Here is a 16,929-nt window from a genome sequence, read left to right as displayed (position 1 = left end):
ACACGACGTCGGCGCCGGCCGTTCAGTCTCCCGGAAGGTACGGCTCGGCTTTCAAGGCACGCGCCAGGTGCGCCGCATTGCGCGCCAAGGTCGCGGTGGTCGACGCCACCGCCTCCGGCACCTCGTCGAGGTCGTTGTAGTCACCGGGTGTCATCGCCTCACCATTCCAGTACGTGCAGCCCTGTGCGGGAATAGTGAAACCACAGTCGTTGAGGGCCTGGAACAGGTCGGCGACAATCGCGTGGGCCCCGTCCTCGTTGCCGACGACGGCCGCGATCGCGACTTTGTCGAACAGGATGGGACGCTGCTGCTCATCGGTCTCGGACAGTTCCGCGTCCAGCCGCTCGAGCGCCCGTTTTGCCACGCTCGACATGGCCGAGCCACGTCGGTGTCGACACGAGAAGGATGTCGGATTCGAGGATGCGTGTGCGGACATCCGGCCACTGATCGCCGTTTCCCATGTCGGTGCCGACTCCCGGGCGGATGTCGAGATCGACCAGTCGCACGGTGTCCCCGGTCACCCCATGCTTGCCCAGCTCGGCGAGGACCTGCTCGGCCATCAGTTCACTACTCGAGGGTGCCGGAGAGGGTTTCAGCGAACAGGTGAGGGCGAGTGCGGTAAGAGGAGTCATGACAGCGAAGTACCCGGGCCCCCGCCGGGGTACGCACCTCCCCGGTCGCCCGAATTCCTACCGGTCGGTTCCGCTGCCCGCGTGCTCGCTGGGGCTGTCGGTCGGTTGAGTAGTGCACTCCCTGGGTACGCTGCCGGAAGTCGAAGATACCGACGACAGACGTGGAGTGCAGATGGCCGAGGTCGACGAGGTTACGCAGATGAAAACGAGATCGAGTGTGCCCGTGGTGCTTCGTGTAGCGGCGGAGTTCGAACAGTTGCCCGTGGTGCGTGCGGTTGCAGAGACCCTCGCCGTCCTCGGTGACTTCACCCTGGACGACGTGGCCGATGTCAAGCTCGCGGTCGACGAGGTGTGCTCGGAACTGATCGCGGCAGCGCAGCCGAGTTCGGAGTTGACCTGCTCCTTCGCGGTAGCGGAGAACGCTTTGCACGTCACCATCGGTGGGTTCCTCACCCGGGCGGGTGTGCCCAACCGCGAGAGCTTCGGCTGGCACGTCCTGGAAACGTTGATGGATACGGTGTCGGTGACCGAGGGCCCCCGTGACGACGCGATCGGTGTGCGAGGCGTCACCGTCGACCTCGTCAAACACCGGGGCACCCTCTAGTGTCGCCCGTGTCGGAACGCAGCGAGCGGCGCCGTCCCGGCAGAGATGACTACAAGGACGTGGCGCCGACCCTTGCGCGCCTCGGGGCGCTCGAGAGTTCGTCCGCCGAGGCGTCGGTGCTGCGCGACGATGTCATCACCCGGTGCCTGCCGCTGGCCGAGCACATTGCCCGCCGGTTCGGTGGCCGCGGTGAGGCGCACGAGGATCTGTTGCAGGTGGCGCGCCTCGGATTGGTGAAAGCGGTCGACCGTTTCGATCCGGACCGCGGCTACGACTTCGTCTCCTACGCCGTGCCCACGATCATGGGGGAGGTGCGGCGCTACTTCCGCGATGTCGGATGGTCGATGCGTGTGCCCCGGCGAATGCAGGAGATGCATGCACTGATCACCAAAGCGGTCGACGAACTGTCCCAGGATCTGGGTCGTTCCCCGTCTGCCAGCGAAATCGCGGCGGAACTGGACCTCGACGTCCGCGAGGTGTCGGAGGGGCTGCTCGCGAAGAACGCGTATCAAACCTTGTCGATGGATGCGACCATGGGCGACGATCCCGATGACCTTCCGCTCGCCGAGACACTCGGCGAGGAGGACCCCGAGTTGGCGAATGTGGAAAGTCATGCGGCGGTGCGGCCGGCCCTCGAGAAGCTACCTCCACTCGAGCGTCGTGTGCTGATGTTGCGGTTCTTCGGCTCGATGACACAGACCGAAATCGCGCAGCGGGTCGGCGTCTCCCAGATGCAGGTGTCCCGGATCCTGGCCAGGACTCTCGCCGGGCTGCGGGAGCAGCTGGGAGACGGCTGAGCAGTGGCCGTTCACCCGCCGAGCGACGCCACCGTCGATTCGAGCTCGGCGGCATGGAATTCGAGGTCACTGTCGCCGTAGTCCCTGTCTTTCGGAAGCCGATCGCGCAGGTCGTCCCGCGTGACGATGACGAAAGGCTGCGCCTCGTCCTCGAGGTCCGCGGAGCCGACCACCCGAGGAGTCCCGTCGACGAGAATCAGAGTCGCGTCGGGCAGTGACGAGTCGAGCAGTTCGCGTAAGAGTTTCACCGTCACGTGGGTGTTCATCAGTTGCCTTCCTCCGTTGACAATCGATCCCGCCTCCTGCGTACCCAGAGGCTTGGGCGACGAATCTCCGTTTCCCCGGAAGTGGATGCGGGAACGCTGCAACGTATGGGTAAGAACATTTTTATTCTCGGCCTTACCGACCTGCAACGCGAAGAACTCAGCACCGTCCGTGACGCGGCAAGTTATCGATTCCACGGCTTGCTCGACTACCACACACTTGTCGCCCCGGACGAGTACGTGTTCGAGGATCTCCTCACCAGGTGCCGCGAGGAACTCGACGCGTTTCCCGGAACCGTTGACGCAATCATCGCCCACTGGGACTTTCCCACCAGCGTTCTGGCACCCATCCTGGCCGCCGAGCGAGGCATTCCCGCGCCGCCCCTGCGCAGTGTGCTCGCCTGCGAGCACAAGTACTGGAGCCGGCTCGCCCAGGAAGAATCCGTACCCGACACGGTGCCCCGGTTCGCCTCCTTCGACCCGTTCGACGACCACGCCCTCGATTCCATCGGGCTCGAGTTCCCGTTCTGGGTGAAACCGGTGAAGTCGCATTCCTCCCAACTCGGGTTCGAGATCGGTGATGCGGCCGCCTTCCATGAGGCAATCGCAGAGATTCGCGAGAGGATCGGCCTGGTGGGGCATGCGTTCGATGAAGCGCTCCGGCGCGTCGACCTCCCCGAGGCGGTACGGGGAGTGTCGGGCACGACGTGTCTCGCCGAGCAGGTGATCACCGGAATCCAGGCCGCCCCCGAGGGCACGATGTTCAACGGCGAGTTCTCGGTGCACGGGGTCTTCGACATGCACAAGGACGCCACGGGGCACAGTTTCGACCGGCTGGACTATCCGGCGAGCACGGTGCCGCCCGAGGTGCAGCAACGGATGATCGACATCACCGAGCGGTACCTGCGGCACGTCGGATTCGACAACGGCTGCTTCAACTCCGAATTCATGTGGGACGAGAAGGAGGACAAACTCTGGCTGATCGAGGTGAACACCCGCATCTCGCAGTCGCACAGTGACCTGTTCGCCAAGGTGGACGGCATGTCGAACCACGAGGTGGCGATCGACATCGCGCTCGGCACACCACCGCGCATGCAGCGGCGGCACGGCACATTCGGCGTGGCGGCGAAATGCATCATCCCGCACTACGAGGACGGCATCGTGACGAGGGTGCCGAGCAATGAGGACATTGCCCGCGTGCAGAAGGCGGTGCCCGAGACGAAAGTCCTCATCGATGTCCGGCCCGGCGACCGCCTCGCCGACCTGCCGAACCAGGACGCCTACCGCTATGTGCTCGGGACCATGTACATCGGCGCCGACGACATCGCCCAGTTGGAAAAGCACGTCGACCGCGCGCTGGCGGAACTGCCATTCGAGTTCGAGCCGGTCCCGAACCAGCACTGAGAGGACGGTCCTTTTCATGCAGACGGTCACCGCGTTCCCCCGCGAGGTCCGCGCCATCGAGAACACCTTCATCACCATGCCGGACGGAGCCCGGCTCGCCGCCCGGATGTGGTTGCCGGTCGATGCGGACACTGATCCGGTCCCGGCGGTGCTCGAATACCTGCCATACCGCAAACGTGATTCCACCCGCGGGCGGGACGCCCTGAACCACCCCTATATCGCCGGTCACGGTTACGCCTGTTTGCGCGTCGACATGCGCGGCAGCGGCGACTCCGACGGCGTCCTGCAGGACGAGTACCTTCCCGCCGAGCACGACGACGCCTGCGAGGTGATCGCATGGCTGGCCCGGCAGCCGTGGTGCGACGGGAACGTGGGGATGATGGGCATCTCCTGGGGCGGTTTCAACAGCCTGCAGGTCGCCTCGCAGCGCCCACCCGCCCTCAAGGCGATCATCAGCGCCTCGGCCACCGAGGATCTCTACGTCGACAACATGCATTACATGGGCGGGTGCCTGCTCTCGGACAACCTGTCCGAGGCCACCGTGATGTTCGCCTTCAACAGCCTGCCACCGGATCCGGCGATCGTCGGAGACAGCTGGCGGGAAATGTGGTTGGAACGGCTCCGGGGCAGTGGATTGTGGATCGAGAACTGGCTCGAGCATCAGCATCGGGACGACTACTGGAAACGTGCCTCCGTCAACGAGGACTACAGCGCTGTGCGCTGCCCGGTTCTGGCGGTCGGGGGATGGGCGGACGGATACACCAACGCGATCTTCCGCCTGATGGAGCATCTCGACGTCCCGCGCAAGGGCCTGATCGGGCCGTGGGGCCACAAATACCCGCACCTCGGTGTGCCCGGTCCGGCGATCGACTTCCTCGCCGAGGTGGTCCGCTGGTGGGATCACTGGCTCAAGGGAATCGACAACGGTGTCATGGACGAACCGATGGTGCGGGCATGGATGCAGAACAGCGTGGAACCGAATCCTTCCTACGCGCAGCGGCCGGGCCGGTGGGTTGCCGAACCGTCCTGGCCGTCGCCCCACGTCGAGCAGCGCCGGTACACCTTCGGCCGGCACATCCTCACCGAAACCGGTGCGGCCGCCCAGGAGGACGACGAACCCCGCCCGCTCTTCCTCCAATCGCCGATGAGCGTGGGCATGTTCGCCGGCAAGTGGGCGTCCTACGCGGCCACCCCCGATCTGCCGTCGGATCAGCGTGAAGAGGACGGCGGCGCACTGGTTTTCGAAACCGAATCGCTCGACGAGCCGCTCGAAATTCTCGGGCTACCGGAAGTCGAACTCGAGGTGTCGTCCGATACCCCCGTCGCCATGCTCGCCGCCCGCCTGTCCGATGTGGCCCCGAACGGCGAGGCCACCCGCGTCACCTACGGTGTCCTCAACCTCACGCACCGGGACGGCAGCGAACATCCCGCCGCCCTCACGCCGGGACGGAACTACCGGATCCGGTTGCCGCTCAACGGCGCAGCCCAGGTTTTCCCGGCCGGCCATCGCGTGCGGCTGTCACTGTCCACCTCGTATTTTCCGTTGGCATGGCCCCCACCCGAACCGGTGACCTTGACGGTTTCCACGGGCGGAACCCTCGTCCTGCCCGTCCGCCCGCCCCGCGACGAGGACGACGCCCGGTTGCGCGACCTCGGTGAACCCCGGGCCGCCGAAAAGCTGGCGGTGACCCGGCTTCGCCAGGGGGAGCACCACTGGCGCACCATTCGCGATCTCGAGAGCGGCACCTCCACGCTCGAGATCGTCGACGACCAGGGCTCGTTCCGCATCGACGAGATCGGGACCGTCGTCAGCAGGGCGACGCGGGAGTGGTTCAGTTTCCGCGGCAACGATGTCAATTCGGCGCGCGGCGAAACGCAGACCGTGCGCCGATACGAGCGGGACGACTGGCGGACCGAGGTCCGCACCCGCACGGTCCTGACGTCGACGGCCACGGATTTCGTGATCACCGCGGACCTGGACGCGTTCGAACTCGATGCCGCACAAGGGGACCGACGGGTCTATTCGCAGAACTGGCACCGACGGATACCGCGTCAGCTGGTGTGACGGCGGAGCCGGTTTCGCAGACCGGATGCCGGGCACACGAGAACTGTCGTACACGTGGATTGGAGAAGACTGTGCACGCCGAACGTTTCCACCCCCTGATCTCCGCGGAGGGACCCTTTGCCTCGGTCTACTTCGAGGACTCGCACGACACCGAGGACGCCGCCAAACAGCTCGAGCTGAGATGGCGGGGCCTGCGCGAGCAACTTCGCGGTGACGGGGCGCCCGACCCGGTGCTCGACACCCTCGAGGAGGCCGTCCTCACCGCCTCCCCGGCGGTGGGTCGCAGCGGCCGCGGACTGGTCGCCGACGCCACCCGGGTCTACCTCGACGAACACCTCCTGCGGCCCCCTGCCGCGACGATGGCCCGGTATTCCGATCTGCCGTACCTCGTGCCGATCGTCGAACACGGAGCCACCGGATCGCCCTACCTCGTCGTCGCCGTCGATCAGGAGGGTGCCGATCTGTCGGTGTACGACACGCAGGGGCGAGCCGTGTTGTCGGAGAAGGTGTCCGGCGCCGACGAGCCGGCGCAGGCGGCCGCCGGGGCCGACACCCGCCGTTCCGGGGATCCGCAGCCGCCGGAAGAAGAGGCCGCGCGGCGGACCCACTCCACCGTGGCCGATCGGTTGACCGTTCTCGCCGACAAACATCACACGGAGCCGATCTTCGTAATCGGGGAGGTGCAATCGCGCACTCAGTTGCTGGCCACCCTGCCCGAACGCTCCCGAGCGGCCGCGGTGGCCCTGGAATCGGGTTCTCGGTCCGCCGGCGCGGGCACGGTGGACGTGCACCGTGCCATCGACCAGGAACTGGCGCGCCGCCGGCTGGCGGTGATCGACGACGCCGCCGACCGGGTGCGGGCCGAAAGCGGCCGAGCGTCGGGCCTTGCCGCCGAGGGACTCGATGCGGTCACGGCGGCGCTGCGCGCCGGACAGGTCGAGACGCTCCTCATCGGCGATCTCGAGAACCGCACCGTGCTGGTCGGGGACACCCCGACCTGGGTCGCCACCAACGCCGACCAGCTGTCCGAAATGGGCTCGACCGTGGAAGTCACGCGGCGGGCGGACGAAGCGCTACCCTTCGCCGCCATCGCTACCGGTGCAACCCTGATCCGGACCGACGAGCGGCTCACGCCCGCGGACGGTTGCGCGGCCCTGCTCCGCTACACGTGAGGGTGTTCCGCCGCCTTCGCACGTGGACGTCGGACGCCGATCGCGGCACCGTCCTGATCCAGGCGGTCAAAGCGGCCACGGCCGCCGTCCTGGCATGGGTGCTGGCAGCCATGGTGTTCGCGCTGCCTCAGCCGTTCCTGGCGCCGTACGCGGCGGTGTTCATGATCGAGGCGACGGTGTCCCGCTCGCTGCGGGTGGCGGCCGAACAGCTCGCCGCCGTGTCCCTCGGGGTGGTGCTGGCCGCCGCCGTGGGAGCCCTCGTCGACTCGATCACCGTCGGGGTCGGGATCGCGGTTCTGGTGGGCCTGCTCCTCGGGCGCTGGCGCCGACTGGGTTCGAGCGGCATCTGGGTGGCCGTGACGGCACTGCTCATGGTGACGTACGGCGCCGCCGAGGACCCGGATGTGCTCGGCTTCCGCATCGTGGAGATCGCCCTCGGCGCGGCAACCGGGGTCGCGGTGAACGCCCTGTTCCTGCCGCCGCTGTATGTGAAGCGGTCGCAGCGCGCGGTGACCGGGGTGGGGGTGACCGCCGCGAATCTGCTGGCCGAGGTGCCGGATGAGCTGAAGGGCGGGGCCAGCGGCCGGGCAGCTGAGTGGAACGAGCGGTCGGCGCAGGTCCGCTCGCAACTCGACGAGGCGCTCGAGGCGGTGGCTTGGACCGAGGAGAGCGCCCGCGGCAACCTCCGGTCGGCCGCCTCCCCGGCGCTCGCCGCCAAGGAGCGGTGGGGCAGCGCCGTGGTCGCCCTGTCCGAGGCGTGGCCCCAATGTGCCGAGATTCTGCGCGCCGCAGAACTGACCATCGACCCGCACCCGCCGTTCGACCCTCTGCCGCCGCCGATCGGTACGGCGGCGGCTGAGTTCGTGCAGGCCCTCGCCGAGGTGATCCGGACGTCCTTCGGTGTCGACGCCGAACATCGCGACCGGGCCGCCGCCGTGCGCACCGCTCGGCAACGCTTGCGCCGTTTCGAGGAAGTGGTCGCCCGGCACGACAGTCAGACCACGGGTTCCTCGATGAGCGCCGGAAGCCTCCTGCGGCCGTGCGCACCGGCGTTGAACTCGCTCGCCGGCGGGGACGACCAGCGGGTTCGCTGACCGGTGTGGGCGGCGTCCCGGCTGCGGGTATCGGTGGGCAGGAGGACATCCGCGGTCGAGTAAAGTCATCTCGACGGTAGAGACAGCTGCTGCGTTCGTTCAGTGGGTGTCCGTTCGGTTACACCCGGAATTTGAGGTGTATCCGAGAATGGTCGAGACTGCTGGTGACTTCCCCGGGTCGATGCCTCCTGCTCTCGACGGTGCCACGGTAGCGGCCCAATTAGGTTCCCTGGCAGTCGCACTCGACGAGTTCAACAGGAACTGCGGATCCGAGGTGGAGATGGACGTCCTCCTCCGGCGGGTGTGCGAGCAGGTGGTCGACGCGATCCCCGACGCCGACCTGGCGGGGATTTCTCTCGTGCGGGACGGCGAGGTGGTGACCGTCGCCTCGACCGACGACGCGGTGCGCGCCGTCGACCCCCGGCACCTGGTACAGCACCGACCGTCCGCTCCGGCGGACGGTGCCCCCACCGCGGCGGCGAGGAAGGTTCTGCGGTTGCGGCTCGTCGACGCGGCCGTGCAGGCACCCACCCTGGCCGAGGAGCTCGAGCAGGCCGGGATGCGCAGTGTCCTGTCGGCAGCCCTCACGGTCGACGAGAGCGTCGCCGGCACCCTCGACCTCTACGGGCGCGAAGACCACGGTTTCAGCGACTTCGACGCCGTCGTCCTACTCGTGTACACCACGGCGATCGAGGGGCTCCTCAGGAGCGCGAACAGCGTGACACAGGCCAGGAACGAGATATCGGGCCTGACCAAGGCGATGGAAACCCGTGCCGTCATCGAGCAGGCCAAAGGCATCGTGATGGCCCTACGAGGTGTGTCCGCCGATCAGGCCTTCGAGATCCTCGTCGTGCAGTCCCAGCAGGAGCATCTCAAGCTGGCCGAGGTGGCGCGTCGCATCGTCGAATCGGTGACCACTCCCGCCGAGTGAGATCACCGCGGCACCCACCGCAACTTCGCCGCGTCGTAGTCGATCAAGCCGAGGGCCTCGAACGCCTCGAGCCATCCCCGCATCGGCCACCATCCCCACCTGCGGTGAAACAGGTGAGCGTTGGCGAGGATGTCGCCCAGGTGCTCGACGGGCGGATCGGACACCGGATGGTGCTGGTGGAACGCGTCTGCGCCGCCGACCCACCGCAGACCGATCCCGGCCTCGGCCGCGGAACACGCGAAGTCGGTGTCCTCACCTCCGTATCCGCGGTATTCGGTGCAGAAACCGCCGATGCGGTGCCAGGTCTCGCGGCTCACTGCGAACGACAGAGACCAGAAGAGGGTGAAGTCGGTCCCGGTCAGGACGGTCCCGTCCTCGGGGGCGGGACGGGCGGGATGCGGATTCCGCAGCTCGGCGAGGCGGTCCAGGTCGTAGCCACCCGGCCCGGGCGGCGGGAGGTAGGTGACCGGCCCGCACAGCAGGGTGGAGTGGTTTCGCGGATGGTCGGCGGCCACCCGATATCGCCGCAGCAGCGCCGGGCCGGCGAGACAGTCGACGTCGAGGAAGACGATCAGGTCGGCGCCGGCCGCCAGGGCAGCATCGGCGCCGAGATTGCGGGCAGCCGCCAGGGGGAGGGGACCGCCGTCGTGTTCGCACCACACACCGCGGGCGCCGCCGACCTCGGACACCACCTCGGTGGTTTTGCGGTCGCCGATCGCGACCACCACGTGATCGCCCACCCGCTCCGTCATCTGCCCGACGGAACGCAGATGCTGCCGGAGGTGGTGCTCGCGCCGGGCGGCGATCGTCACGACCGCCGTCTTCATCGCAGTCCCCCCGCCCGCTTGGCCACACTGTCGATGACCGCGGCGGCGCGGGCCGCCGCACCGGACGTCTGCCAGCGGACCCATCGCTCGCCGCCCAGTGCGAGCGCACGGTCGACGAGCTGCGGCCACTGCGACGTCTCCGGCCATCGGGGTATCGACACGGCGAGTCCCGCGTTCCCGAGCGCGCGTGCCGTCTCCACCTGCTCGTCGAACGGTCGTGGCTGACCGATGATGATCGCCGGACGACGCGCCACGGCGATGTCGGCCACCGCGTTCTGCCCGGCATGCGAGACGACCACGTCGCAGCCGCACAGGTGCTGCCACGGGTCCTCGGCCCACGGCGCCCCAGGAATGCCGAGCGCCTGCCACCGGTAGTTGCGGTGCTCGTGTGCGCAATGCCGGATGTCGTCCATCGTCAGGGACGTTCCGCCCGCCCCGCTGAGTACGAGGATGCGGGTCTGCACGGACCGGTCGGGTGCGGTGACGGCGCGTCCCTCGAACCGGCTGATCCCGCCCACGAAGGTCGTCTTGTGGGCGAACTCGCGCAACCACCGGGGGTCGTACAGGTTTTGCGGCCATGCGGCGATGATGTGGTCGGCCAGTTGGTAACCGAGATGGTGCGGTGCGTCGGTGCGCTCGCCGGGCATGGCGATCAGCACGACCGGGACACCGAGCAACCGTACGAGCGCTGCCACCTCTACCGATACGTCCACCACCACCAGATCGGGGCGGGTCGCGTCGATCCAGGACACGATCCGGGCCATCCGTGTCCGCAGCCCGGTGTCGTGTGTGGGCGCCCAGTGCAGCGCGCCGTCGGCGGTGGGGTTGACGGGGTCACTGCCGCGGTCGTCACGGGCCAGCGCGATACTGTCGGCGAAACGTCCCGCGGGCGGTGGCGGCGCCGACGACAGCGTGGTGACCGGCGACTGCAACTGCGCAGAGATACTCGATGCCCGCATCCGGTGACCATGACCGTGGTGGTGAATGTAGTAACCGATCACGGTGCGGCCTTCCCCTGCGCCCGGGGTCGGGTGTGGCCCCGCGCCAGTCGCCGGTACAGGCCGACGTACGTGTCGACCATCTTGCGCTCGGAGCACCGTTCCCTGGCGTGGGCGCGCGCCGCCGCACGCGAGCGCCCGACGACGTCCGGGATCGCCCGGGCCAGGGCCTGGACATCCCCCGCGGCGACGAGACTGCCGCAGTCCGGGGTGAGCACCTCGGGGATCCCACCGCGGGCGAACGCCGCCACAGGCGTTCCGCACGCCAACGATTCTGCGACCACCAGCCCATACGGTTCGTCCCACAGGGGAGTCACCAGTGTCGCCGCGGCCCCGCCGATCGCCGCCGCCAGCTCGGGCTGCGCCAGATGCCCGAGATAGGTGACCTCCGGTCCCAGCCGAGGCCGGATCATCCGGTCGAAGTACTCGGCATCACTGATCGGACCCGCGAGCACGATCGGGAAACCGGCGCGCCGGGCGGCGTCCACCGCGACATGGGCGCCCTTCTCCGGCACCAGCCGGCCGAACCAGATGAGGTGCGGCCCACCGCGACCTTCGGGCCAGCTGTCCAGATCGACGCCGTTCGGCACCACCTCGATGTCGTCGACGGCGTGCTGCCACGCCGCCGCGGTGTGTCTGCTCACGGCGGCGAAATGTGCCCCGGCGCCCGAACGCACTGCGAGCGCCGATTCCAGCCACGGTGTGGGCGGGGTGTGCAGCGTCGACAACACGGGTGCGGGAACGGCGGATGCCATGGCGACCGGCAGATAGTGCAGGCTGTGGTTGTGGACCACGTCGAACGACTCGGCGAGTGGGCCGGACAGGTCGAGCATCAGCTGCAGGTAGGCGTGATGCTCCTGCATGAACCACATCGACGGCATCGAAACATCCTGTCGGGCGGCATGACTGACATCCAACGTCCGCACCTGCAGGTGAGCGCAGCCCAGCGTGCGGTCCGAACCCGGGCCCGCGAACAGGGTGACGTGATGACCGTCGCCGCTCAGGGTACGGGCGAGATACCAGACGTGCGATTCCAGACCACCGGGGAACGGCTGGCGGATAGGGTAGCGACTCGATGCGATGAGGGCGATCCGTAGCGGGTCGGCCGTCACGGCAACACCCGCCAGGAGAGCGCCCGCTCGTAGAGTTCGCGATGAGCCCGTGCCAGGTTTCGCCGCTCCTGTTCGCGTTCACCCCAGGTGGCCCGCAGGTTCGACTGCTCGTAGAGGCCCTCGATGCAATGCTCGAGCGACGAGCCGTCGTAGGAGCTTTCATCGAAATCGTAGCTACCGCAGCGTTTTTGCTGGGCATAGAACCCGCAGGACGGCGCGGCCACCGCGGTGCCGAGGTCGTAGCAGGCCTCGAGCCAGCCGGAGTGGGTACCGAACCGGTACGGCAGCACGGACACCGACAGGGACGACAGATAGTCCCACAACTCTTCGTCGGAGAAGTAGGGGTGTACTCGCAGGTCGACGCAGTCCGACTCGGCGTAGCTCAGCAGCCGGGGTCCGGCGTCGGGGGCGTACCAATGGTTGGCCGGATCGAAAATTTCGTCGTGGACGTCGATCTGCAGGCGCGCCCCGTCCAGCGCCGACACGGTTCGGGTGAGGGTGTCGAGCACCGGGAACGGATCCATGTTCGCTCGAAGACTCTTCACGTGGACACCGACGACGAAGGCTCCCGAAGCGGGCCGAGCGCGTTCGATGAGGGGCCGCTCCACGACGTGCGGATGCGGAAGGACGGTGGGTATCCGGGCCCAATTCGACTCGATCACCGCGGCCGCACCGGGAGTGAGGGTGACCAGCTCGGTGGCGGCGGGCACCAGCACGTCCAGAGCTTCGAGGTGCGGTTCGGGGTCGGGATGATGTGGGTTACGCAGATCGTGGACCGTGTACACCAACGGTTTCCGCCGCGACGACAGCTCGTGCACGATGTCCTTCATCAATGCCGGTTCGATGGCGTCGAAACCGAAATGAATGTGGAAGACATCGAAACTTCGGTGATTTCTGCTGATCCATTCCGGGTCGAGCATCAACGGCGGCCACCACCCGCCGGGAACTTTCCGTCCGTCTGCCGGCACCGGATCCGGGAGTCGAACAACGGTGTCGTTGCCTCCCGGATCGGTCAGATGGCGAACGTACACATGAGACGCCGGTACGGAGGCGACCCGAATCACTCATTACTCCTTCGTCCGTGGGCGAGCGGTGCATCATGGTTCGGCGCCCTGTCGGCGCGCGCCGGATCACGGTGGCGTCAGCGCGCCCAGGAACGACTCGGCCCATCGATGCACATCGTGCTCGACAACCTGCTCGTGCAATTTCGTCATACGACGCCGCCCCTGCTCGGGGTCCTGTTCGAGGGCTTCGAGGATCGTGTTCTTCACACCGTCCAGATCGTGGGGGTTGACCAGATAGGCGCCGCGCAGTTCGGCCGCGGCTCCGGCGAACTCGCTGAGCACCAGCGCACCACCCAGATCGGTGCGGCATGCCACGTACTCCTTCGCCACCAGGTTCATCCCGTCCCGCATCGGCGTCACCAGCATGACGTCCGCGGCGAGATAGAGAGCGATCAACTCCCGGCGGTCCACCGGCTGGTAGAGGTAATGCACCACAGGCTTGCCGATCTGACCGTGATCGCCGTTGATGTGGCTGACCTGCTCCTCGATGGAGCTGCGCATCTTCATGTAGTGCTCGACGCGTTCGCGGCTCGGGGTCGCCAGTTGCACCATCACGGTGTCGGACGGATCGAGACGACCCTCGTCCAGGAGTTCACCGAGCGCTGCGAGGCGCAGGTCGATTCCCTTGGTGTAGTCGAGGCGGTCGACCCCGAGCAGCACCTTCCGCGGGTTTCCCAGTTCGCGCCGGATCTCCGCTGCCCGCGCGACGACGGCAGGATCGGTCGCATCGTCGATGAGTTGGCGGGCGTCGACGGAGATGGGGAAGGCCCCCACCCGGACGACCCGATCGTCCAGCCGCACTTCACCGAGCCCGCTGCGAAGTCCGCCGCCCGCCGCGGTGGTGTCGAGCCCGAGCAGGCGCTCGGCGAGGAAGAGGAAGTTGTTGGCGCCGCCGGGGAGGTGGAATCCGATGAGATCTGCCCCGAGCAGTCCTTGCACGATCTCCTTGCGCCAGGGCAACTGCATGAACAATTCCACGGGCGGGAAGGGGATGTGCAGGAAGAAGCCGATGGTCAGATCGGGACGCATTTCGCGCAGCAGCCGCGGAACGAGCTGCAACTGGTAGTCCTGCACCCACACGGTCGCACCCTCGGCCGCCGTGCGCGCGGTCTCCTCGGCGAAATGACGGTTGACGTCCACATAGGTCTGCCACCAGCCACGATCGAACACCGGCGCGACCAGCACGTCATGGTAGAGCGGCCAGAGGGTGGCGTTGGAGAAACCCTCGTAGTAGCGCGTCACCTCGTGCGAACTGAGCTCGACCGGATACAGATGAAGTTTCCCCGACACGATCGGTTCGACCTTGGTATCGGGGACACCCGGCCAGCCCACCCATGAGCCGCTCTCCCGATCGAGAATCGGTTCGAGGGCCGTCACGAGTCCCCCCGGGCTCCGCTTCCACCGGGTGGTCCCGTCGTCGAGTGTCTCGAGATCTACCGGGAGCCGGTTCGCCACGACGACGAAGTCGGATGTGCCCTGCGGCGTTTCATCGTTCACGCCGAAATCCCGTGGGTAGGGAGCCCCTCTGCGACAAGCCTGCATGCGTCGTCGAGGGAGGTGGAATACGGCACCACCGTGTCCAGCTTCATGGCGGTCAGAGGCCGGCGGACCGCGGTGTTCCCGGTGACCGCCCAGGGCAGGCCCAGCCTGCGGGCGCGGCCGGCGATGATCTCCAGCACCGAAAGTGCTGATGCGCAGAAGAACTGAACGTGGGTCAAGTCCAGAACGAACGGCAGGCGTTCGTTGATCGCCTCGTCCAGGTGAATACCGAAGAGAGGAACGGTGGTGACGTCGATGTCACCGGAGATACGGACGACCAGGACGCCGCCTGCACCGGGGGTGCACTCGACGGTGAGCTTGCCGTGCTCGGGCTCGGCGGCCCAACTGAAAAGCATGGTGTTTTCTGCAGAATCGTGGTGTCCCGAATGTGCACTGAGAACAGATTTCATGTCGGACTCCTCACGGTCGTAGCGACGAGGGAGACAGGCACGGGAACGGTGTGCGAACCCAGCCCGTCCTTTGCGGCTGGGGGCTCAACCGTGCAGGACACTGACGTTACCCCATCCTGTCAATTCCGGCCTCACCTCCTTCCCGGTGTGCACGCTGCCCGCGACGGCGGCGGGGTGCATAGGTTCCGGGAAGCCGGGTAAACGGGAGCTATGGAGCTCATTGCACTGGTGATACTGGTGGCTGTCGTACTGTTCGTCGTCGCACGTCAGCGTGCGAAGAAGCGGAACCAGGGCTGATTTCTCACGATGCCGCCGACCACGCCGCCATGGGGCAGACGACGATGACCGAGCGCGCATCCGACCTACGCGAGAGATTGCAGGCGACGGCGCGGGACACATTCGGCTGGGACACCCTGCGCCCCGCACAGCTCGAGGCGATGCAGGCGTTGATGACCGGCCGCGACGCGCTCGTCGTCATGGCCACCGGGGCGGGTAAATCGGCGATCTACCAGGTCCCCGCCGTCCTGCTCACAGGGACGACTCTGGTCATCTCCCCACTGATCGCGTTGCAGGAGGATCAGATCGCCGGCATCGACTCGGCGGGCGCACCCCGGGCGGTGGCGATCAACTCCACACGGTCCGCACGCGACCTCGAGGCCACCTGGCGTGCCGTCGAGAAGCAGGAGGCCGAGTACGTGTTCGTCGCGCCCGAACAACTGGCGAACAGCGACGTGATCTCCCGATTCGAGGCAGCGAACGTCTCCCTCATCGTGGTGGACGAGGCGCATTGCGTCGCCGCCTGGGGCCACGATTTCCGTCCCGACTACCTACGCATCGCCGATACCGTGCGAAGGCTCGGTCACCCACCCGTCCTCGCGCTGACCGCCACGGCGCCGCCCCCGGTCCGGCAGGAAATCATCGACCGGTTGGCGCTCGATGATCCCGCGGTGGTCGCGACGGGCTTCGACCGCCCCAACATCACCCTCGAGGTGGACCGCTACGTGAGCAGAGCGGACAAGGAACGCGCCGTACTCGACCGGGTACCGGACCTTCCGCAACCGGGATTGCTGTACACGGCGACCCGCAAGGACGCCGAATTCTATGCCGAAGAGCTGTCCACCCGCGGTCTGCGGACCGCCGCCTACCACGCCGGAATGAAGAAATCCGAGCGGGAAGCCGTACACGAACGGTTCCTCGACGGCCGCTTCGACGTCGTGGCCGCGACCTCCGCCTTCGGAATGGGTATCGACAAACCCGACGTGCGCTTCGTCGTCCACGCCTCCGTTCCCGACTCCCTCGACAACTACTATCAGCAGCTCGGACGGGCGGGCCGCGACGGGGAGAGCGCGTTGGCGCTGCTGTTCTACCGGCCCGAGGAGCTGTCACTCGGCAGGTTCTTTGCGTCTCACCGACCGGACGAGGATTTTCTCGCCCACGTGTTCGAACTGCTCCGCAGCGGTGGCCGCACGAAAATCAAGGACCTCCGCGCGGCACTCGACGCCGGGAGCCGCAAGGTGACGGCAGCGATCAACCTGCTCGAACAAGTCGACGCCGTCGCCGCAGAAGGAAGAGGCTTCACCGCCCGCGACCTCGGTACCGACGAGGCCCTGAGGCGGGCAACCGACCGTGCCGCCGCGGAGGAACGCCTGGCACGGTCGCGTGTCGAGATGCTGCGCGAGTACGCCGACACCCGCAACTGCCGTCGCAGCTTCCTGCTCGGCTACTTCGGCGAGGCCTTCGACCCGCCCTGCGGCAACTGTGACCGATGCTGCGCGACCGAGCCCACCGCACACCCGGAGCCCACCGGCGAGGCCGCCGCCTGCGACCAGGACGCACCCTGGCCAGTCGACACCGCGGTCGAACATTCCGAATGGGGCCCGGGAACCGTCATGAGCACCGCACCCGACCGGATCACCGTCCTGTTCGACGACCACGGCTACCGGACCCTCTCCGTCGCCGCCGTCGAAGAGTCCGGTGTGCTGCGGTCACGCTGAGCGGCGCACCGACCTCCTCTCCC

The 16,929-nt window shown here is 67.3% G+C and carries 15 protein-coding genes and 1 pseudogene; 8 read left to right on the top strand and 8 right to left on the bottom strand.

Features of this window, described 5'->3' with window-relative positions:
* Positions 1-22: 22 nt before the first annotated feature.
* Positions 23-632: pseudogene (locus ACH49N_RS04330) on the bottom strand (flavodoxin family protein).
* A gap of 172 nt (positions 633-804) precedes the next feature.
* On the opposite strand from ACH49N_RS04330, the gene ACH49N_RS04325 reads away from it, so the two are divergent.
* Entirely contained in the window at positions 805-1,236 is a 432-nt protein-coding gene (locus ACH49N_RS04325) for an ATP-binding protein (RefSeq protein ID WP_358274115.1), read from the top strand.
* Positions 1,236-2,033, top strand: a complete 798-nt coding sequence (locus ACH49N_RS04320; protein ID WP_358274114.1) for a SigB/SigF/SigG family RNA polymerase sigma factor — start codon at positions 1,236-1,238, stop codon at positions 2,031-2,033. Before ACH49N_RS04325 ends, ACH49N_RS04320 begins: the two co-directional genes overlap by 1 nt.
* A gap of 11 nt (positions 2,034-2,044) precedes the next feature.
* Here ACH49N_RS04320 and ACH49N_RS04315 read toward each other — a convergent pair whose 3' ends face one another.
* Positions 2,045-2,299, bottom strand: a complete 255-nt coding sequence (locus ACH49N_RS04315; protein ID WP_159922412.1) for a hypothetical protein — start codon at positions 2,297-2,299, stop codon at positions 2,045-2,047.
* Between the two features lie 105 nt (positions 2,300-2,404).
* On the opposite strand from ACH49N_RS04315, the gene ACH49N_RS04310 reads away from it, so the two are divergent.
* The 5 genes from ACH49N_RS04310 (at position 2,405) to ACH49N_RS04290 (ending at position 8,962) form a co-directional block, all read left to right on the top strand.
* Entirely contained in the window at positions 2,405-3,700 is a 1,296-nt protein-coding gene (locus ACH49N_RS04310) for an ATP-grasp domain-containing protein (RefSeq protein WP_358274113.1), read from the top strand.
* A 16-nt stretch (positions 3,701-3,716) separates the two neighbouring features.
* A complete protein-coding gene (locus ACH49N_RS04305) occupies positions 3,717-5,765 on the top strand; it encodes a CocE/NonD family hydrolase (protein WP_358274112.1) in 2,049 nt (682 codons plus the stop codon).
* A gap of 71 nt (positions 5,766-5,836) precedes the next feature.
* Positions 5,837-6,937, top strand: a complete 1,101-nt coding sequence (locus tag ACH49N_RS04300; protein WP_358274111.1) for a hypothetical protein — start codon at positions 5,837-5,839, stop codon at positions 6,935-6,937.
* Positions 6,938-6,939: 2 nt separating this feature from the next.
* Positions 6,940-8,031, top strand: coding sequence for an FUSC family protein (locus ACH49N_RS04295; RefSeq protein WP_358274110.1), 1,092 nt, complete (start codon positions 6,940-6,942; stop codon positions 8,029-8,031).
* Positions 8,032-8,179: 148 nt separating this feature from the next.
* Entirely contained in the window at positions 8,180-8,962 is a 783-nt protein-coding gene (locus ACH49N_RS04290; RefSeq protein ID WP_358274109.1) for a GAF and ANTAR domain-containing protein, read from the top strand.
* Positions 8,963-8,964: 2 nt separating this feature from the next.
* Here ACH49N_RS04290 and ACH49N_RS04285 read toward each other — a convergent pair whose 3' ends face one another.
* The 6 genes from ACH49N_RS04285 to ACH49N_RS04260 all read right to left on the bottom strand — a co-directional run bounded on the left by ACH49N_RS04285 (position 8,965) and on the right by ACH49N_RS04260 (position 14,912).
* Positions 8,965-9,789 carry a galactosyltransferase-related protein gene (locus ACH49N_RS04285; protein ID WP_358274108.1) on the bottom strand — a complete coding sequence of 275 codons (825 nt, stop codon included), beginning with the start codon at positions 9,787-9,789 and terminating at the stop codon, positions 8,965-8,967.
* The gene (locus tag ACH49N_RS04280; protein ID WP_358274107.1) at positions 9,786-10,790 is read right to left on the bottom strand and encodes a glycosyltransferase; all 1,005 of its coding nucleotides are present in this window, start codon (positions 10,788-10,790) and stop codon (positions 9,786-9,788) included. The genes ACH49N_RS04285 and ACH49N_RS04280 overlap by 4 nt, the downstream gene beginning before the upstream one ends.
* Positions 10,787-11,914: a glycosyltransferase gene (locus ACH49N_RS04275; RefSeq protein ID WP_358274175.1), complete on the bottom strand. Its 1,128-nt coding sequence runs from the start codon at positions 11,912-11,914 to the stop codon at positions 10,787-10,789. Before ACH49N_RS04275 ends, ACH49N_RS04280 begins: the two co-directional genes overlap by 4 nt.
* Positions 11,896-12,963: a glycosyltransferase family 1 protein gene (locus ACH49N_RS04270; protein ID WP_358274105.1), complete on the bottom strand. Its 1,068-nt coding sequence runs from the start codon at positions 12,961-12,963 to the stop codon at positions 11,896-11,898. The genes ACH49N_RS04275 and ACH49N_RS04270 overlap by 19 nt, the downstream gene beginning before the upstream one ends.
* Positions 12,964-13,029: 66 nt before the next feature.
* Entirely contained in the window at positions 13,030-14,460 is a 1,431-nt protein-coding gene (locus tag ACH49N_RS04265) for a trehalose-6-phosphate synthase (RefSeq protein ID WP_159922428.1), read from the bottom strand.
* Positions 14,457-14,912 carry an STAS domain-containing protein gene (locus tag ACH49N_RS04260; RefSeq protein ID WP_159922430.1) on the bottom strand — a complete coding sequence of 152 codons (456 nt, stop codon included), beginning with the start codon at positions 14,910-14,912 and terminating at the stop codon, positions 14,457-14,459. Before ACH49N_RS04260 ends, ACH49N_RS04265 begins: the two co-directional genes overlap by 4 nt.
* A 341-nt stretch (positions 14,913-15,253) precedes the next feature.
* Between ACH49N_RS04260 and ACH49N_RS04255 the strand changes: the two genes are divergently transcribed.
* Positions 15,254-16,906: a RecQ family ATP-dependent DNA helicase gene (locus ACH49N_RS04255; RefSeq protein ID WP_358274103.1), complete on the top strand. Its 1,653-nt coding sequence runs from the start codon at positions 15,254-15,256 to the stop codon at positions 16,904-16,906.
* The last annotated feature ends 23 nt before the right edge of the window (positions 16,907-16,929 follow it).

The organism is Rhodococcus sp. NPDC019647 (assembly GCF_044389235.1).
Taxonomy (GTDB): Bacteria; Actinomycetota; Actinomycetes; order Mycobacteriales; family Mycobacteriaceae; genus Rhodococcus_F; species Rhodococcus_F oxybenzonivorans.
This window is presented reverse-complemented; position numbering and strand designations above follow the sequence as displayed.

Bases quoted from the DNA above. Each gene is read 5' to 3' on its own strand.
- ACH49N_RS04325 (WP_358274115.1), top strand. From the start codon at position 805: ATGGCCGAGGTCGACGAGGTTACGCAGATGAAAACGAGATCGAGTGTG.
- ACH49N_RS04315 (WP_159922412.1), bottom strand. From the start codon at position 2,299: ATGAACACCCACGTGACGGTGAAACTCTTACGCGAACTGCTCGACTCG.
- ACH49N_RS04310 (WP_358274113.1), top strand. From the start codon at position 2,405: ATGGGTAAGAACATTTTTATTCTCGGCCTTACCGACCTGCAACGCGAA.
- ACH49N_RS04305 (WP_358274112.1), top strand. From the start codon at position 3,717: ATGCAGACGGTCACCGCGTTCCCCCGCGAGGTCCGCGCCATCGAGAAC.
- ACH49N_RS04290 (WP_358274109.1), top strand. From the start codon at position 8,180: ATGGTCGAGACTGCTGGTGACTTCCCCGGGTCGATGCCTCCTGCTCTC.
- ACH49N_RS04285 (WP_358274108.1), bottom strand. From the start codon at position 9,789: ATGAAGACGGCGGTCGTGACGATCGCCGCCCGGCGCGAGCACCACCTC.
- ACH49N_RS04260 (WP_159922430.1), bottom strand. From the start codon at position 14,912: ATGAAATCTGTTCTCAGTGCACATTCGGGACACCACGATTCTGCAGAA.
- ACH49N_RS04255 (WP_358274103.1), top strand. From the start codon at position 15,254: ATGACCGAGCGCGCATCCGACCTACGCGAGAGATTGCAGGCGACGGCG.